This window comes from Agrobacterium larrymoorei (genome assembly GCF_005145045.1).
GTDB classification, from domain to species: domain Bacteria; phylum Pseudomonadota; class Alphaproteobacteria; order Rhizobiales; family Rhizobiaceae; genus Agrobacterium; species Agrobacterium larrymoorei.
Map to the genome: position 1 here is coordinate 348,625 of NZ_CP039692.1, position 14,313 is coordinate 362,937.

Consider the following 14,313-nt stretch of genomic DNA (forward strand, 5'->3'; position numbering starts at 1 on the left):
CGGTCCATCCGCACCTGGCGTTACCTCATTGGGTGGCTGGCGAGACGCGCGCTGGCGCTCGACAGGAGGTGCATATGGACAAGACAGTCAAAACGGCGGCAGATGCGATTGCCGAGATAGGCGATGGCGCAACGGTCATGATCGGCGGTTTCGGAGGCTCTGGTGCACCCATCGAGCTCATTCACGCGCTGATCGACAAAGGCCCCAGAAACCTCACTGTTATCAACAATAATGCGGGCAATGGTCGTATCGGCATCGCGGCCATGATCGATGCCGGGATGGTTCGGAAAATGATCTGCTCTTTTCCCCGCTCATCCGATCCACGCGCGTTTACCGATAGATATCTCGCAGGCGAAATCGAACTTGAGCTGGTGCCGCAAGGTACGCTTGCCGAGCGCATCCGTGCAGGTGGTGCGGGCATCCCGGCCTTTTATACCCCCACCGCTTTCGGCACCGAGCTCGCGGAGGGAAAGCCCATCGCGCAATTCGATGGCCGATCCTACGTGCAGGAACGATGGCTGAAGGCGGATTTTGCCATCGTGAAAGCTCATCTTGGCGACGCGCACGGCAACCTGACCTACAACAAGGCGGGCCGCAATTTTAATCCGCTGATGTGCATGGCGGCGAAAACCACCATCGCGCAGGTCTCGCAGATCGTCCCGGTTGGCGGGATAGACCCTGAACAGGTGGTCACGCCCGGCATATTCGTGGATGCCGTTGTGGAGATATCAAACCCGCAGCAGGAAGAAGAATTGATCCGCGCAGGAGTGGCATACGCATGACCGTGGAAACCTCGCTCAACACCTTCGAAGACATCAAGCTCTCGAACGCACAGATCGCCTGGCGCGCCGCGCAGGACATTCAGGATGGCGCCTATGTCAATCTTGGCATCGGCTTTCCAGAAATGGTCGCACGGTACCAGCCGCCGGGTCGGGAAGCCATTTTTCACACGGAAAACGGTATTCTGAACTTCGGCGAAGCCCCTGCGGCGGGCGAAGAAGATTGGGACCTGATCAATGCTGGCAAGAAAGCCGTGACCCTGAAGCCGGGAGCCGCATTCTTCCACCATGCCGATAGCTTCGCCATGGTGCGTGGCGGCCATCTGGATGTGGCTATTCTTGGTGCCTATCAGGTTGCGCAGAATGGTGATCTGGCAAACTGGCGCGTGGGCTCCAAGGGCGTGCCAGCGGTTGGTGGCGCGATGGATCTGGTGCATGGAGCGAAACAGGTTTTCGTCATCACCGAACATGTCACCAAGAACGGTGAGCCGAAGCTGGTGGAGAAATGCACCTTCCCCTTGACGGGCGTCGGCTGCATCACGCGCATCTATACAAGCCACGCGGTTGTCGATGTGGTGAATGGGCAGTTTGTCCTGCGAGAAAAACTTCCGGGCATGAGCATCGACGACCTTCAATCCATGACGGGCGCCAAACTCCATCAGGACGGCCCGATTGCTGATCTCGTGGCTCCTGAACTTTGAGGAATGCTATGACCAACGTATACATTTGCGACTACATCCGCACGCCGATCGGTCGTTTTGGCGGCGCTCTATCCTCCGTTCGGGCCGATGACCTTGGGGCAATTCCGCTCAAGGCGCTCATGGAACATAACAGCGCCGTTGATTGGGAAGCGGTCGAGGACGTTATCTTCGGCTGCGCAAATCAGGCCGGTGAGGACAACAGAAATGTTGCCCGCATGTCGCTTTTGCTTGCCGGGCTTCCGGTCTCCGTCACCGGCACCACGTTCAATCGCCTGTGCGGCTCCGGCATGGATGCGGTAATCACCGCTGCGCGCGCCATCAAGGCTGGCGAAGCGGACCTTATGATTGCAGGGGGCGTGGAAAGCATGAGCCGCGCGCCATTCGTCATGCCGAAAGCGGAAACCGCCTTTTCCCGAAATGCTGAAATTTACGACACCACCATCGGCTGGCGCTTCGTGAACCCCAAGATGAAATCCCTTTACGGCGTGGATTCCATGCCGGAAACGGGTGACAATATTGCAATCGACTATAAGGTTTCGCGGGAAGATCAGGACGCATTTGCCGTGCGGAGCCAGGAAAAAGCCGCAGCAGCGCAGGCAAACGGACGGCTGGCAAAGGAGATCACGCCGGTCAGCATTTCGCAGAAAAAGGGCGATCCTGTTCTAGTCGAGAAAGACGAACATCCACGCGCAACCAGCCTGGAGGCTCTGGCCAAGCTAAAGCCGGTAAACCGCATGGAAGGCGCATCAGTCACCGCTGGCAATGCATCCGGCGTGAACGATGGTGCGGCAGCACTGATCATCGCGTCGGAAAAAGCCGTTGCGAAATACGGGTTGAAACCTCTGGCCCGCATTGTCGGCGGCGCGACGGCTGGCGTTCCGCCTCGAATTATGGGGATCGGCCCCGCCCCCGCTTCGCAAAAGCTGCTGGATCGTATCGGCTGGAAGCAGGAAGCGCTCGACGTCATCGAGCTCAATGAGGCTTTCGCATCTCAAGGGCTGGCAACGTTGCGCCAACTCGGCATCGCAGATGACGACCCTCGCGCCAACATCAATGGTGGTGCGATTGCGCTTGGCCATCCGCTCGGCATGTCCGGTGCGCGCATTGCCGGAACCGCAGCGCTTGAACTGTCGCTTTCCGGCAAGGCCAAAGCCTTGGCGACCATGTGCATCGGTGTCGGCCAGGGTATCGCCATCGCGCTCGAAAAAGCCTGACCCTCGGATATGTCGCGGCGTTCCAGGCGCCGCGACATATGTCACTGCATCAGCTTTGGGTTGCTCAATGCTTCGCGAACCACAGCGCTCATCGGAAGATTGAGATTGATGTTCAGGCCCGGTATCGGGCTTTCGAACCAGCGCCTGTAAATCTCTGGCATTTCCGGGCTCTTGTAGATTTCGGCCAATTCGTCATTCACGGCAGAAACGAATTCCGTGTCGTTGAGGCGCATCATGAAGCCGATGGGTTGAGCTTCCGTCACAAGTTCCTGTGACAGCGTGTAATCTTCCGGTTTGGCGGTCTGGGCAATCATCGTGCGCAGCAAGACTTCGTCCATGGCGAAGGCGGAAACGCGTCCATCCGATACCATATCGAAGGCGGCTTGCAGACTTTCCACCGGAACAACGGAGATATTCAGTTTCCTGGTGCGGTTGATTTCGTTGATATCGCTGACATTGACCGTTCCCAAAGCAACGCTCACCGAACGCCCTTTCAGGTCTTCGATCTTCTTCAGATCGTTCTTGCTCAGAGAAACATAGCGCGTGCCGCCATAGAAATGACTATAGGCGAAGCTCGCACTCTTGCGGCGCTCGACCGAATTCGTGCTGGCATTGCACTCGATATCCATCGAGCCATCATTCAGAAGCTGCACCCTGTTGCTGGGGGTGCGGGCTACGAATTCTATATCGATCTTCGGCAGTTTGAGCCTGCCTTTCAGCCGATCAACCATGCGTCGGCAGATATCGATGGAGTAGCCAATGACCTGCCCGTCCTCCGTACGGAAGGAAAAAGGCGCTGTCGTACCATAGCCGATCCTGATCTTGCCGGTCTGCGCTATCCGGTCCAATGTCGGAGTATTGAAAGTCTGTTCCGCAGCCTTGGCGGCAATAGACGTCATCGCCCAGACCATCACCAGGCTGCCGAGCAAAAGAACACGAGCCATCATTGCAGATACTCCTTCGGTTCTTCGAAGGCAGTTTCAAGCTCCGGTGAAAGTGGAAGATTGAAGTTGCGGCCATCCGGCGGAACGGGAGACATGAACCACTTCTGATAAATCGTCTTGATGTCGCCGCTGGTGAAGAGTTTCTTCAGCGCTTCGTTGACCAGTGTCTTGAACCTGTCATCACCCTTGAGCAGCATGATGCCATAGGGCTCCGGTGGCCCGAAGGCTTCGGACGAAATGGAGTAGTCATTTGGAGCAGCGGAAAACGCAACCTGCGCCGCCAGCAGAACGCCATCCATGACAAAGGCCGATGCGCGGTTGTTCTCCACCATGGCAAAGCCCTCCGAATTGAGCTTTGCCAGAAGAACGGAAATATTCAGCTTTTCTGCCCGATTGATATTCTGCAACTGCTCGATATTGATCGTGCCGGTGGTCGAGGCAACCGAGCGGCCAGCCAGATCCCTGATGCTGTTCAGATTGCTGGATTTCTTGGAAACATAACGCGTGGCCGTGATGAAGTGCGGATAGGTGAAAGCCACCTGTTCCCGGCGCTCCGCCGTATTGGTCGTCGCGCTGCATTCGAGATCGACCTTACCCGTCTTGACCAGAAGGAAGCGGGTTGCGGGCGTTGCCACGACATATTTCACATCGACTTTTTCGAGCTTCAGCGCATCCCGAACGTAATCGGCAATGTAACCGCAAATCTCCACGGAATAACCGCGCACCACGCCATCCGGCGTGACGTAAGAGAAAGGCGATTCATCCTCTCGATGACCTATCGTGATGGTCTTCGTCTGAGCGATTTTCTGCAATGTGGGGCTGGTGATCTCATCTGCCCGCGCAGGCGCGACCGACATTGTACCTGCGAGACCCAGGAATATGCCAAGAACATTCAGAAGCTTTGACGGCCGGAGCCGGAATTGCGCATGCTGCATTCTCAGTACTCCTAACGATGGAACCTTCTTTCAGGCACGGAACGATAGCGGCTTTCGATTTCAGTGACGGTCATCGGGCGGCCCAGATGGTAGCCTTGCAGAAGATCGCAGCCAGCGGCGCGCAGCAGGGAAAGCTGCTCCTGCGTTTCCACGCCTTCCGCGGTTGTCTTAAGGCCAAGGCCCTCGGCAATGTGAATGAGACCCTGGATGATCGCTCTGCTTTCGCTCTTGCTCATAACATCGGCCACGAAACTGCGGTCGATCTTGATCTTGCTGATCGGCAGGGTCATCAGATAGGTCAGGCTGGAATATCCCGTGCCGAAATCATCCAGCACGACGCTGACACCGAGCGCGTGGATATCTTCGAGACCGGTTGTAGCGCTCGGCCCAGTCAGAAGTACCGTCTCGGTCAGTTCGATCTCAAGTCTGGACGGCGGCAAACCGCTTTCTTCCAGCGCAGCCTGCACTTTGGCGGCTATGTCGCCCTGCTGCAACTGGACGGCGGAAACATTGACGGCGACTGCCGCTTCATTGGGAAGCCTTGCGGCATCGAGACAGGCGCGCTGCAAGACCCAATCCCCAATCGCGCAAATCTGCCCGGTCTTTTCAGCGACTGGAATGAATTCCGCCGGGGAAATCCAGCCTCGCACTGGATGCTTCCAACGAACCAGGGCTTCAAATGCAACTGGGTCGGAGCTCGAAAAGGAGAAGATCGGCTGGTAATGCAGCTCAAGCTCGTCATGCTGAAGCGCCTTATCCAACTCATGCTGGATTTCATTGTCGCGGTCGCGCGACATTTCCATGCCGTGTTCGAAGAAACGGAACCTGCCACGCCCTTCGGATTTGGCGCAATAAAGCGCGACATCGGCATCCTTGAGAAGTTCCGACACATCGTGCCCATGCGCAGGCGCAGTTACGATGCCGATACTCGTGCCGACGACGGCTTCCTTGCCGGACAGGATGAATGGGCGGGCAGCGGCTTCGATGACCGCTTTGCACAGTCGGCTTGCCTCCCGCACCGGGTCTTTCCGCACCATTTGCAGAATGGCGAATTCATCGCCACCGAGGCGCGCCACCATATCGTGCGGACCCATCAGCAGCGTCAGTCTCTCGGCAAAGGAAACGAGAAGTGCGTCGCCACTTGCATGGCCCAGACTGTCATTCACCGCTTTGAAGCGATCAAGATCCAGAAGCATGACGTTGAAGCGGCGACCATCGCTCAAATGCGCAATCTCGCCATCCAGCCGCTTGTTGAAGAAGGCACGGTTGGGCAGGCCGGTCAGCGGATCGTGATGGGCGAGATGCTCCATCTGCTTGGCGACATCGCGCACCTGCCGAAGATTTTCGCGTTCCACGACAGCTTCGCGCACCCTCTCGATGGCAACCGCGAAGCGACCGATCTCATCGTTGCGATCCTGAAACGGCGTTCTCGAAGTCGTGTCGTCATGGGCGATCTTGCTGAGCGCAGCGATAAGAGACGGCACGGGCGTAAAAACCTTACGCATCAACAGCGTCACGATAACGCTCGTCGCAAGAAGAATGGTGATAAGCAGTGCGAGTGAACTCTGAAGCAGTTTCGTCTGAGTGTCGAAAAGGTCTGCCGCTTCACCTATGGTGCTGACGATACCGCCTTGAAGCTGCCCCTGCTGGTTGACCACAGGCACGAAGGCTATGAAGTGCCTCGTATCGCCAATTTTGGCGAAGCCGACGTAAAAGCTGTCCGTTTCGGTGTCGTCGGGCAGTTTCATTATAATCTGCGAGCCCTCGCCAAAGGCATCTGCCGAACTGACGAAGGTTTCATGCGCAGGTGTTTTCTGGAAAAGCCAGACGTTATTCTTGGTCTGCGCTGCTGCAAGCCCCAGAACATCCCCCGGATTGAAGCCCGTATCCAAAATGGAGGCATCGTCGCCAAGCGGTCTTTCACTGACGATCTTGACGATCTGGCCGCTCTCATTGCTCTCGATGGCAATGAACGTGTAGATCGTGCGGATTGCGGAACTGGTGACCTGCGCGTTCAGCTCTGCCTCGCGCCGCCACTGGGCAAGCGAATCCCGCTCCACCATGACCCAGCCAACGGCAGCACCGACGATATAGGCCAGCACGATACTGGAAACGAGGAAAACCGTGATCTTCCAGAATAGCGAATGATACCAGACGATCTTCGTCCGGCCTCGCGGCATTTCTGCCCCTGCCTGATCAATGTTTTCAACTGTTGAGACCATCTGGCCCGCGCCTTCCCCTTTTATAGTGGGGAAAGCTACATTTTCAGGTTTTAATTTATGCTTTAATACTCATCCGCACCGATGATAATACAAAATCATTCCGGGAGATGGTAAACATACTATCAAGAATACTGCTGTCATTCGACAGAAGACCAGTATTCGTGCCTGCGTCCACTCCGCAAAGCAGCCATCACAAGCGCGCAAGAAATGCCCTGCATCGCTTGTTTCGACCTTTCATTTATGTATACATTGATCCCGGCATATATGTTCAGCCGAGCATCGCGAAGAGGAGACGCGAAGTTCGACAGAGGCTGAAATACGTGGCGAAAAATAAACGGGAGGATCAGCATGATAACCAGGCGAATTTTCGTTGCCGGCACCGCATTATCTGCATTGCCGTTCACCCTCATTCAAAAAGGGTCCGCGGAAGAAGCCGTAAAGATCGGCCTCATCTTGCCGATTACCGGGCCTTTCGCTTCGACAGGGCGGCAGGTTCAGGCAGGCGTTCGTGCATACATGGCGCTGAATGGCGACACGGTGGCAGGCAAGAAGATCGAACTCGTCGTGCGAGACGACGCAGGCACAGCCGACCAGACCCGCCGCATTGCTCAGGAACTTGTCGTCAATGACGGCGTGAAGATGCTAATGGGCTTTGGCCTCACCCCGCTTGCCATGGCCGTCGCGCCGGTTCTCAATCAGGCAAAAATCCCCGCTATCGTAACCTCTGCCACGACATCGGCAATCGTGAAACAATCGCCTTATTTTGCCAGAACGTCCATGGCTGGCCCCCAATCCGCCGTGCCGGTGGCCACCTGGGCATTCCAGAATGGCATCAAACGGGTCGTGACACTCGTTTCGGATTACGGCCCCGGCCACGACATCGAAAAAGGCTTTACGGATCAATATAAGAAAGAAGGCGGAGAGATCGTCGAGGCCGTTCGCGTTCCGCTGCAGAATCCTGATTTTGCGCCGTTCCTGCAACGCGTTCGCGATGCGAAGCCCGATGCCATATTCGTCTTCGTTCCTTCCGGCGTCGGGTCGCTGTTCATGAAGCAGTTCGTGGATCGCGGGCTCGCGGATGCGGGCATCAAGCTCATCGCCACCGGCGATGTGACGGATGACGACCTCCTGAACAATATCGGCGACCCGGCGGTTGGCGTCATTACCGGGCACTTCTATTCCGCTTCGCATGACAGCCCGGAAAACAAGGCATTCGTGGCGGAAGTCCGGAAAGCCAACAACAATATGCGCCCGAATTTCATGTGCGTCGGCGGCTATGATGCCATGCATCTGGCTTATGCCGCGCTTGAGAAAACACAGGGTGATACCGATGGTACGAAGCTGATCGAGGCGATGAAGGGCATGTCATGGACCAGCCCGCGCGGCCCCATCACCATCGATGCCGGTACGCGCGATATCGTTCAGGATATCTACATCCGTGAAGTGAAGAAGGTGGATGGCGAGCTCTACAATGTGGAATTTGCGAGCTATCCGAAAATCCGCGATCCGAACGCCGCACAGTAAGCAATGAACGCGCAGTGGGCCACGGCCTGCTGCGCTTAACCTTGCGAGTTCTTATGCTGACCATTCTGTTCGATGGCATTGCCTATGGCATGCTTCTTTTCATTCTTGCATGCGGCCTGTCGATCACTCTCGGCCTGATGAATTTCGTCAATCTCGCCCACGGCGCTTTCGCAATGGCGGGTGGCTACATCACCGTCATCATGATGAACTGCTACGGGCTTTCCTTCTATTTGTGCCTGCCTGCCGCATTTCTGATCTGCGCACTGATCGGTGCCCTTCTCGAGCGGACGCTCTATCGAAGGCTGTACCGATCGTCCCATCTCGATCAGGTGCTGTTTTCCATCGGGCTCGTCTTCATGTCGATTGCGGCAATCGATTACTTCATGGGCGGGCAGCAGCAGCTTATCAATCTTCCGGCAGAGTTGAGGGGGCGCTTCGATTTTCTTGGTATCGGGATTGGCCGATACAGGCTGTTCATCATCATTCTATGCGCAGTTCTCGCCATCATTCTTCAGTTCGCGCTAACAAAAACGCGCTTCGGCTCACAACTGCGCGCGGCAGTGGATGACGGGCGTGTGGCGCGTGGGCTTGGGGTCAATGTTTCCGTCATCTTCGCCCTGACCTTTGCGCTCGGCTCCGGTCTTGCCGGGCTAGGCGGCGCGCTGGGTGCGGATATGCTGGGGCTTGATCCCAGCTTTCCGCTCAAGTTCCTGATCTATTTTATGATCGTGGTCACCGTCGGCGGCACCTCGTCCATCACCGGCCCCTTCATCGCGGCACTTCTGCTGGGCATAGCCGATGTCGCGGGAAAATATTATGTGCCGCAGCTTGGCGCCTTCATCATTTATGCGGTTATGATCGCCGTGCTGATCCTCAGGCCACACGGCCTCTTCGGGCGTGAGGGTGGTCGATGAACAAGAACGAACAACCAAATTCCGTTACCGCACAAGGCCTTTTGAAACGCAACGAAGGCTGGCAGATATGGGAACTCGGCCTCTGGATCGCTGCCGTGGCTGCTATCTTCGTACTGCCATCGCATATGTTGATCCTAACCGAAATCGCTATTCTGGCGATCTTCGCGATCTCGCTCGATCTCATTCTCGGCTATGCGGGCATCGTCTCGCTGGGCCACACCGCATTCTTCGGTGTGGGTGCCTATGTCGCCGGAATATTGGCGCGGGACTATACCGGGGAGCCCGTGACAGGCCTGCTGGTTGCCGGAATTGTCAGCGGTATTTTCGGTTTTCTCTCCAGTTTTCTGGTCTTGAGAGGTTCCGACCTCACACGCCTGATGACCACCTTCGGCGTTGCCATGCTGCTCGCGGAAGTCGCCAATCAGGCAGCATGGCTGACCGGCGGCGCGGATGGCCTATCGGGTGTGATGATGTCGCCGATCCTTGGAATGTTCGAATTCGATCTATGGGGCCGCACCGGTTACATCTATGTGCTGATCGTCTTGATCGTTCTCGCCTTCATTGCAAGGCGCATCGTCAACTCTCCTTACGGGCTGTCGCTCAAAGCCATCAAACGCAACAGCCGTCGCGCTTCCATGCTCGGCATTTCACCGACGCGGCGGATCGTGGTGAACTATACGATTGCGGCGGTCTATGCCGGAATGGCTGGCGCGCTTCTGACGCAGACGACCAGCTTCGTTTCCCCGGATGTTCTGGCGTTTCATCGCTCAGCCGATGTGCTGCTGGTGCTTGTCATCGGAGGAACCGGATATCTCTATGGCGGCGTTTTCGGCGCCATCATCTTCACGCTGCTTCGAGATTGGCTCTCCGTCATCACGCCGCAATACTGGATGTTCTGGATAGGCCTGATCCTCATCGCCATCGTCATGATCGGGCGCGAGCGCATTGCCGGATGGAGACGATATCTTCCCGGCTCTCGCAAGCAGCAGAAAAGCCCGAAACTCGCCGTGGAGGAAGCGCCATGAGTTTCGCCCTCGAAACCCGCAATCTCGGCAAGCGCTTCGGCGGCTTTGTTGCCACCAACGACGTTTCCCTTCAGGTCAAACCCGGTGCCCGCCATGCGCTGATTGGCCCCAACGGCGCTGGAAAGACAACGCTGATCAATCTGCTGACCGGCGCATTGTCTATCGATAACGGCCAGATATTTCTCGAGGGAGAAGAAATCACCGGGATCGCAGCGCATAAACGCGTGGCAAAGGGGCTGGCCCGCACGTTCCAGATCAACCAGCTTTTCCAGGATTTCACGCCGCTCGATTCCATGATGCTTGCCATTGGAGAGCGGAAAGGTCACGGCAAGCTGATCTGGCGAGCCCTCTCGCGCGACCGGCAGGTGGCCGAAGAAGCGGCAGCGGTTCTGGAGCGTTTTCGCCTGGCAGATGTGATGGATCGGCCAACAAGCCTGCTGCCCTATGGCAAACAGCGCCTGCTCGAAATCGCTCTCGCCATTGCGCTCAAGCCGCGTGTTCTTCTTCTGGACGAACCGGCGGCGGGCGTGCCGGAAGAAGAACGCCATGAGGTTCTGTCAATCGTTCGCGCGTTGCCGGAAGATGTGACGGTGGTTCTGATCGAGCATGATATGGACCTCGTTTTCTCCTTCGCAGACCGCATCTCGGTTCTCGCCGCTGGCGCGATATTTGCGGAAGGGACCGTTGCTGAGATTTCCAAAGATCCGCGTGTCAAGGCGATCTATCTCGGGGAGGATGCCTGAATGACAGCCTTGTTGAAAATCGAACAGCTGGTAAGCGGCTATGGCGAGGCCCGTGTATTGGCGAGGGTCGATCTGGAACTGGAAGAGGGCCGATCCCTTGCGCTGCTCGGCAGAAACGGCGCCGGTAAAACGACGTTGCTAGACAGCATCGTCGGTGTCACCACACATCATAGCGGTCGTATCGAACTGGCCGGAAAAGACATCAGCCGCCTTCGGGCAGAACAGCGTGCAGCACTTGGCATTGGCTGGGTTCCGCAGGAGCGCAACATCTTTCCCTCGCTCACGGTGGAAGAAAACCTGACCGCGACCGCACGCCCCGGCAAATGGACGCTTGCGCGCATCTATCAATTGTTTCCACGGCTCAACGAGCGTCGCAAAAACTTCGGCAACCAGCTATCCGGTGGCGAACAGCAGATGCTGGCCGTTGCCCGCGCGCTGATGCTCAACCCGAAACTGCTTCTGCTCGATGAGCCGCTGGAGGGACTCGCCCCCATCATTGTCGATGAACTGCTTCTGGTTCTGCGCCGCATCGTAACAGAAGAAGGCATGTCGGCCATTATCGTGGAGCAGAAGGCCCGCAAGATATTGCCTTTGACCGATGATGTCATCGTGCTTGAGCGCGGTGCTGTCAGCCATCGCGGCACATCGCAGGCGCTGCTTAACGAGCCAGACAAGCTGGATGCGCATTTGAGCGTTGCTTAGAGGATTTTTAGTAACTGAAAAGCCGCCCGAACGACCTCCGGGCGGCTCTTGATTTTTCAGCCATTAGGCTTTCTTGTTGCGCCAGCTTTCGGCGTAATTTTCGCGGGCCTCGCTTGCGTAAGGTGTAGGTGAAACGCGAACGCGGATTTTGGCCTGCTTGTGTGGCTCGATGGAGGTTTTCTTCGTGCCGCCGTCCGGCTCACCCCAGACCAGGGTCAATACGTCACCAACCTGCACATCGTCATCCACGACACCCAACGAAAGCACGCAGCGTTCATTGTAGGAATAGCCGTTGAACATGGACATGCCGACGCGCTTGCCCTCTCCGTTCAGGATCAGGTCGGCGCTGGTGGAGGCATAGTTCGGCTGCGGGAAATCGATCCACTTATAGTGGTCCTCACCCGGCCTGAACGCAGACGCAATGACCTCCACGACATCCTCGGCGTTCCATTCGAAGGTAACCTTCTTGCGGTTACGCTGTCCTTTCATCTTCTCCAGCGCAGCCTTGCCGATAAAGTCGTCCTTCTTCCAGCCGATATAAAAATCATAGCCGAGTTCGAACGGATTGACGTAATAGTCTTCGATATTATCCGAAACGAAGCTGCCGCCGATGGCGCCATTCGCCTCGTAGGAATCCGCACCCAGCCATTCGCGATAGGCCTGCAACATGCCGTCGCCGGTGTAGATGGCAGGTAGCGGAGATGGAATCCAACCGGATTCCAGCGTGTTGGTGGAGTAGGCGCGGCTTCCGCAACGAACCAGATCGACCTCCGCCTCCTTTGCGGCCTCCAGAATGCAGGACAGAACGTAATTCTTGTCCTCATACGGCCCCCAGATTTCCAGACCCGGCGCACCAGACATTCCATGGCGCAGCGCCTGAACCTTTTTGGAGCCGACATTGATCTGGTCGACATGGAAGAACTTGATCTCAGGGATCGGCCCGCGATTGAGCTTTTCGAAGATCTTCGGCGCTTCCGGTCCCTGAATCTGGTAGCGATAATGCGTGCGCAGCACGCGCTCACCTTCAGGGCGGGACGGCGAGCGGGGATCGTATTTCAGGCGCACATTCCACTTGCCATAGGCCGCGCAGAACATCAGCCAGTTGGAGGTGGGCGCGCGTCCGACGAGGATGAACTTATCCTGACGCTCACGGAAGATAATGTGGTCGCCGATGATATGGCCATTCGGCGTGACCGGCACGAAGTGCTTGGCGCGGTTGAGATCGAAATTGGAGAAGGAGTTGATGCCGTGATAGGCCAGAAACTTCTCGGCATCCGGCCCTTCTACAATCAATTCGTCCATATGGTGGGACTGGTCGAACAGCACTGCAGAATGACGCCACGCTGCCTGTTCGCTACGCCAGTTGCTGAACTCAGGCGTCACGACCGGGTATACATACATACCGATCGGTGAATTTCTAAGGCGCCCAATGATATCGGGATTCTCGGCCAGAATATCGCTTAAGCTGCTGTTTGCCATGGTGTCTCCTCCCTAGATACAAACCATAATGTATACATAAAGGCTCATCACGGACGAGATTGCAAGCGTAATTTACGGCCACTTCGTCAGCAAAATATGACGCCAGCAGGAAGCGGCCGGCAGCAGTCGATACACATTTCAAGCCGTCAGCAGCACACACACCTGCGACCTGTCGAGAAGACGGCAAAGGAGGCTTCGCAATTTACACGCAGCAGGTGGTTCAGCGATGAATGATCGCCAGCCCCGGTATTTTTTTCAGCAATCCGGGGTCTTCGCCAAAGATATATTCCAGATTGCGGCGCGCAGTCCGCGCATGCTCACGCGCCAGCCATTCAGCCCGCGAGCCCTCACGCGCGCCTATTGCCTCCACAAGCGCGTGGTGCTGTGCCTGCGCGGACCGCAAGGACCGGCGGAAGGCGGCAATGTCGGCCTTATCCGGCAGAAAAGCAGAGGGCGAGGCGAATGGCAGGGAACTCGCGCGCTCCACTTCGCGCCGCACGATATCGCTGCCGGAAAGAGCAGCGAGCTGATGGTGGAAAATCTCGTTCAAGTCGGAATATTTGTCGAAATCCACATCGTCCTGCTCGATACCGAAACAGGCATCCAGTTTTTCGACGGTTTCCTTCATGGCGGCAAGCGCTTCGGGTGCAGCACCTCGCTCTGCCGCCAGACGCGCCGCCATGCCTTCCATAACACCACGAAGCTCGATGGAATCCACCACATCCGCATAGCCGAAGCGGCGAACGATGAAACCACCGCTCGGCAAGCGGTCCAGCAACCCCTCTTCGGCAAGACGAGAGAGGGCCTCACGCACGGGTGTTCTTGAAATATCCAGCTTTTCGGCAAGCGAAACTTCGAAAAGCCGCATGCCGCCCGGCAACTCTCCGCTGATGATCTTTTCCCGAAGCTCAATGACGGCCCGGCGCCCATGCGTTGCCGCATCATTTTGTTTCATTTTGTTTTGACCTGGCCCACATCACCGGCAGCCGAATGCAATAAAGCTGGCAAGCCTCAATCCCCTTATTTAACGAATGATAATGTGGAACCATGACCCGGTCAAACCATGCGGGCATGCATGTATACACAACCAGCGCCGCCTTGCGGCTGTGAGACGCCCCTATTCGACCTTCA

The 14,313-nt window shown here is 56.7% G+C and carries 13 protein-coding genes; 8 read left to right on the plus strand and 5 right to left on the minus strand.

Annotation, left to right across the window (positions count from 1 at the left end):
• The first annotated feature begins 74 nt into the window (after positions 1-74).
• The 3 genes from CFBP5473_RS15915 to pcaF are packed head-to-tail and all read left to right on the plus strand — an operon-like array spanning position 75 to position 2,694.
• Positions 75-782 (plus strand): 3-oxoacid CoA-transferase subunit A, encoded by a 708-nt coding sequence (locus CFBP5473_RS15915; protein ID WP_027676131.1) that lies wholly within the window; start codon positions 75-77, stop codon positions 780-782.
• Positions 779-1,480, plus strand: coding sequence for a CoA transferase subunit B (locus CFBP5473_RS15920; protein WP_027676132.1), 702 nt, complete (start codon positions 779-781; stop codon positions 1,478-1,480). Before CFBP5473_RS15915 ends, CFBP5473_RS15920 begins: the two co-directional genes overlap by 4 nt.
• A gap of 8 nt (positions 1,481-1,488) precedes the next feature.
• Positions 1,489-2,694: a 3-oxoadipyl-CoA thiolase gene (gene pcaF, locus CFBP5473_RS15925; RefSeq protein WP_027676133.1), complete on the plus strand. Its 1,206-nt coding sequence runs from the start codon at positions 1,489-1,491 to the stop codon at positions 2,692-2,694.
• 41 nt (positions 2,695-2,735) lie between these two features.
• On the opposite strand, the gene CFBP5473_RS15930 is transcribed toward pcaF, so the two are convergent.
• From CFBP5473_RS15930 to CFBP5473_RS15940, 3 genes are read right to left on the minus strand one after another with little or no spacing between them, the layout of a single operon-like run.
• On the minus strand, positions 2,736-3,641 hold the full coding sequence (locus CFBP5473_RS15930) for an amino acid ABC transporter substrate-binding protein (protein ID WP_234881838.1): 906 nt from the start codon (positions 3,639-3,641) through the stop codon (positions 2,736-2,738).
• Complete coding sequence (locus CFBP5473_RS15935; protein ID WP_084631708.1) at positions 3,638-4,573, minus strand: amino acid ABC transporter substrate-binding protein; 936 nt, start codon at positions 4,571-4,573, stop codon at positions 3,638-3,640. Before CFBP5473_RS15935 ends, CFBP5473_RS15930 begins: the two co-directional genes overlap by 4 nt.
• Positions 4,574-4,584: 11 nt before the next feature.
• Positions 4,585-6,795, minus strand: a complete 2,211-nt coding sequence (locus tag CFBP5473_RS15940) for an EAL domain-containing protein (protein ID WP_051441325.1) — start codon at positions 6,793-6,795, stop codon at positions 4,585-4,587.
• A 348-nt stretch (positions 6,796-7,143) separates the two neighbouring features.
• On the opposite strand from CFBP5473_RS15940, the gene CFBP5473_RS15945 reads away from it, so the two are divergent.
• The 5 genes from CFBP5473_RS15945 to CFBP5473_RS15965 are packed head-to-tail and all read left to right on the plus strand — an operon-like array spanning position 7,144 to position 11,703.
• Entirely contained in the window at positions 7,144-8,319 is a 1,176-nt protein-coding gene (locus CFBP5473_RS15945) for an ABC transporter substrate-binding protein (protein WP_027676138.1), read from the plus strand.
• 53 nt (positions 8,320-8,372) lie between these two features.
• Positions 8,373-9,233 (plus strand): branched-chain amino acid ABC transporter permease, encoded by an 861-nt coding sequence (locus CFBP5473_RS15950; RefSeq protein WP_027676139.1) that lies wholly within the window; start codon positions 8,373-8,375, stop codon positions 9,231-9,233.
• On the plus strand, positions 9,230-10,258 hold the full coding sequence (locus tag CFBP5473_RS15955; protein WP_027676140.1) for a branched-chain amino acid ABC transporter permease: 1,029 nt from the start codon (positions 9,230-9,232) through the stop codon (positions 10,256-10,258). The genes CFBP5473_RS15950 and CFBP5473_RS15955 overlap by 4 nt, the downstream gene beginning before the upstream one ends.
• Complete coding sequence (locus CFBP5473_RS15960; RefSeq protein WP_027676141.1) at positions 10,255-11,001, plus strand: ABC transporter ATP-binding protein; 747 nt, start codon at positions 10,255-10,257, stop codon at positions 10,999-11,001. The genes CFBP5473_RS15955 and CFBP5473_RS15960 overlap by 4 nt, the downstream gene beginning before the upstream one ends.
• Positions 11,002-11,703, plus strand: a complete 702-nt coding sequence (locus CFBP5473_RS15965) for an ABC transporter ATP-binding protein (protein WP_027676142.1) — start codon at positions 11,002-11,004, stop codon at positions 11,701-11,703.
• A 63-nt stretch (positions 11,704-11,766) separates the two neighbouring features.
• On the opposite strand, the gene ligM is transcribed toward CFBP5473_RS15965, so the two are convergent.
• Together ligM and CFBP5473_RS15975 are read right to left on the minus strand one after the other, a co-directional pair.
• A complete protein-coding gene (gene ligM / locus CFBP5473_RS15970; RefSeq protein ID WP_136954390.1) occupies positions 11,767-13,182 on the minus strand; it encodes a vanillate/3-O-methylgallate O-demethylase in 1,416 nt (471 codons plus the stop codon).
• A 220-nt stretch (positions 13,183-13,402) separates the two neighbouring features.
• Entirely contained in the window at positions 13,403-14,137 is a 735-nt protein-coding gene (locus CFBP5473_RS15975; protein WP_027676976.1) for a GntR family transcriptional regulator, read from the minus strand.
• Positions 14,138-14,313 lie beyond the last annotated feature (176 nt).

Coding starts and splice junctions, on each gene's coding strand:
- CFBP5473_RS15915 (WP_027676131.1), top strand. CDS start 75: ATGGACAAGACAGTCAAAACGGCGGCAGATGCGATTGCCGAGATAGGC.
- CFBP5473_RS15920 (WP_027676132.1), top strand. CDS start 779: ATGACCGTGGAAACCTCGCTCAACACCTTCGAAGACATCAAGCTCTCG.
- pcaF (WP_027676133.1), top strand. CDS start 1,489: ATGACCAACGTATACATTTGCGACTACATCCGCACGCCGATCGGTCGT.
- CFBP5473_RS15930 (WP_234881838.1), bottom strand. CDS start 3,641: ATGATGGCTCGTGTTCTTTTGCTCGGCAGCCTGGTGATGGTCTGGGCG.
- CFBP5473_RS15935 (WP_084631708.1), bottom strand. CDS start 4,573: ATGCAGCATGCGCAATTCCGGCTCCGGCCGTCAAAGCTTCTGAATGTT.
- CFBP5473_RS15940 (WP_051441325.1), bottom strand. CDS start 6,795: ATGGTCTCAACAGTTGAAAACATTGATCAGGCAGGGGCAGAAATGCCG.
- CFBP5473_RS15945 (WP_027676138.1), top strand. CDS start 7,144: ATGATAACCAGGCGAATTTTCGTTGCCGGCACCGCATTATCTGCATTG.
- CFBP5473_RS15950 (WP_027676139.1), top strand. CDS start 8,373: ATGCTGACCATTCTGTTCGATGGCATTGCCTATGGCATGCTTCTTTTC.
- CFBP5473_RS15955 (WP_027676140.1), top strand. CDS start 9,230: ATGAACAAGAACGAACAACCAAATTCCGTTACCGCACAAGGCCTTTTG.
- CFBP5473_RS15960 (WP_027676141.1), top strand. CDS start 10,255: ATGAGTTTCGCCCTCGAAACCCGCAATCTCGGCAAGCGCTTCGGCGGC.
- CFBP5473_RS15965 (WP_027676142.1), top strand. CDS start 11,002: ATGACAGCCTTGTTGAAAATCGAACAGCTGGTAAGCGGCTATGGCGAG.
- ligM (WP_136954390.1), bottom strand. CDS start 13,182: ATGGCAAACAGCAGCTTAAGCGATATTCTGGCCGAGAATCCCGATATC.
- CFBP5473_RS15975 (WP_027676976.1), bottom strand. CDS start 14,137: ATGAAACAAAATGATGCGGCAACGCATGGGCGCCGGGCCGTCATTGAG.